This is a genomic window from Arthrobacter sp. TMT4-20, from assembly GCF_054510775.1.
In genome coordinates, this window is record NZ_JBTNDW010000035.1 from 1 (window position 1) to 2,446 (window position 2,446).

Consider the following 2,446-nt stretch of genomic DNA (forward strand, 5'->3'; position numbering starts at 1 on the left):
GGCTCCGCCTTGTTTTTCTTCACAGCATCCAGTGTCGTCATCACGGCACCTTCCCCGCCAGACTCACGCCCGACGTATCAGGCCAAAAACACCAAATTCCGAACAGTCCCAAACCCGGGGCAGTCCCCAATTCTGTGTGACGACGTGGTAGAGATACTTATGCTGTCTCATATTTACGAGTTGCGTATTTTCCGCGTAGCAACATCTTCGCCCGCTTCACCGTTGGTCGTGCCTGAGGGGGCGTCGGCGTTGCTTATAGGTGATGTTGCTGCGTTGTTACTCTTTGCCACGATCATGATTTGTCTCGGATCAATCGTTATGGTGACACGCCGCTGGCGATTCCGAGACCTGACAATTTTCAGTGCCCTAATGGTTGCCATTGCCTCGCTTGTCCTAGTGGCTGCAATCGTTTGGCTCATCGCGCTGGTAGTGCTGGGGTTTCCTAGTCTTCCTTCACCTTCTGGACTGACGCTGTCTCAGCTCGGTGGCGTCGTTCAGGTAGGACTCAGTGTGGCTGCCGCCGTCGGTGTTGCGGTGGCGCTGCTCGTGACGTACCGAAAGCAGCGCGATTCCGAAGCAGCGCGCGAGGCTGACCTCTTCAGGATTGCGGTTGAGCAGCTCGGTAGCGACCAATACTTCATGCGGATAACAGGAGTTCTTGCGCTTCGTGATCTAGCCGATCGGTGGGAATCATGGCGTCAACGGTGCCTCGACATGCTTTGTGTGGCGATCGTGCAACCAGGCGAAGGTTCTGAGGGCATCAGGCGATTGATCTATGAGATTTTGAGGGAGCGATTTGATGGGCAATCGCGGGGCTGGCGTGGCTGCTCGATCACGATCGCCCATGGTGAGATTCCTGAGCTCGATCTCAGTAACCTCGTGCTACACGGTGGAACTCTCACGCTTCAAGAGTTGACCATTTCGCAACCAGCGAATCTCTCGGCGGTTCGACTCACAGGTGGAGCCCGCCTAGTCCTAGATGGACTCTGCCTGACAAGCACGTTGAACCTTAATAAAGTTGTTTGCTCAAGTAGAGGCAGCCTCGAAATGAGGAGAATTTCAATCGGCGTAAATGGTGTTTTAGACCTTAGCGAAGCTCAGGTGGCACGCGGTGGCACAGCCCGAGTCCAAAAGCTGACAGCTCTAGACGGCGGGCAATTCCTCGCTACGGATCTTTGGGTGAAAGGTCTGGTTGAATTGAGCGATCTCACTTGTGACTCCGGCGCATCTATCGACCTCGCGAACCTCATCTGCTATGCGGGAAGAGTGTCCATCAGTGAGGTGCATAGTTCTGGAGGCGATCTCAGCCTCGCCGGCGCTGAGGTCCATAAAGGCGGTTATCTTCGCGTTGATCGATACTTCGGCCATGATGGGCGTTTGTCGCTCATTGGTGGGAGAGTGAGAGATGCATCTGTTGTATCCCTCACCAACATAATGGTCTACGACGGCACGTGCCTCGACCTCACGCAGTTGTATAACAAAAGCGGTTCGCTGTTCTACGCCCATGTTGTAGTCAATGCCGGAGTAGTGAACCTTACGTCCCTAGAAAACGAGGACAAGGGCTCAGTGTTCATACTTCGCGCGCATATGGAAGGCAAGGACGGTCGGGTTCATTTCCGCGGGGGCGGGAACTACGGCGGCGATGTACACATCGAAGCGTACAACTTTGACAGGTCGGTTCCGGCTGGAACCTTTCGTTTCGAAGACGTCAATTTGCCCCGCGGCCAGATCGAACTTAAATTAGCGCCGGAAGTGAAAGTTCTGGCGACGGGCTTGCGCCTGCAGGAATCAGAAACCGTGGTTCGCGCCGGTTCAGATGCGACTCGAAAGCTATACCTAGCAACGCAACCCCGGGCCACCCAGGTACTAAGCAATCCGTCTCATGATTGGTCAATTCATCTGACGCAGTCACCACTTGGCCGACCAATCCGGTGGCACAACGGGGAAATTTAGGGAGCCGCTAAGCCCTTCATGAGTCATCAAGGGCACCTGAAGGTGACATCAGGGGTGCTGCGATCCCTATGTGTCTGCCAGCTGCATCGTAGGCGTGTGTGGTAACCAGGCCTCCCGCATTGACTACCGTGGTCGGCCGAACGCTGTGTGGGTCATCGACTTCACCTACGTCAGAACATGGTCCGGGTTCGCGATTGATGTCTTTTCCCGCGCAATCGTGGGGTGGCATGGCTCCATGATCAAAGACACGGATATAGTCCTGACCACCTTGAAAATGGCCCTTTGGCGCCGGGACCGGGCCGGGACACCGGTCCCTGAGGGGATGGTCCACCACACCGATTCCGGCTCCCAATACACTTCGATCCGCGCTGGTCAACGCCGGAGTGTTAACGCCAACCCAAAACAGGGCCATTAGTGCCAATTGAAAACAGGGCCACTGGTTGTTCGTTCTATTGTGCCGTACTGGTTGTTGGCTGGTGCTTTGAGAGCCGGT

The 2,446-nt window shown here is 55.4% G+C and carries 1 protein-coding gene and 1 pseudogene; both read left to right on the forward strand.

Annotated elements, in window-relative coordinates; translation table 11 throughout:
• A partial coding sequence (locus tag ACX80Z_RS15900) for a hypothetical protein (protein ID WP_459316567.1) occupies positions 1-1,953 on the forward strand: 1,953 nt, incomplete at its 5' end.
• A gap of 133 nt (positions 1,954-2,086) precedes the next feature.
• A pseudogene (locus ACX80Z_RS15905) lies at positions 2,087-2,317 on the forward strand (DDE-type integrase/transposase/recombinase); the annotation flags it as partial.
• Positions 2,318-2,446: the final 129 nt, after the last annotated feature.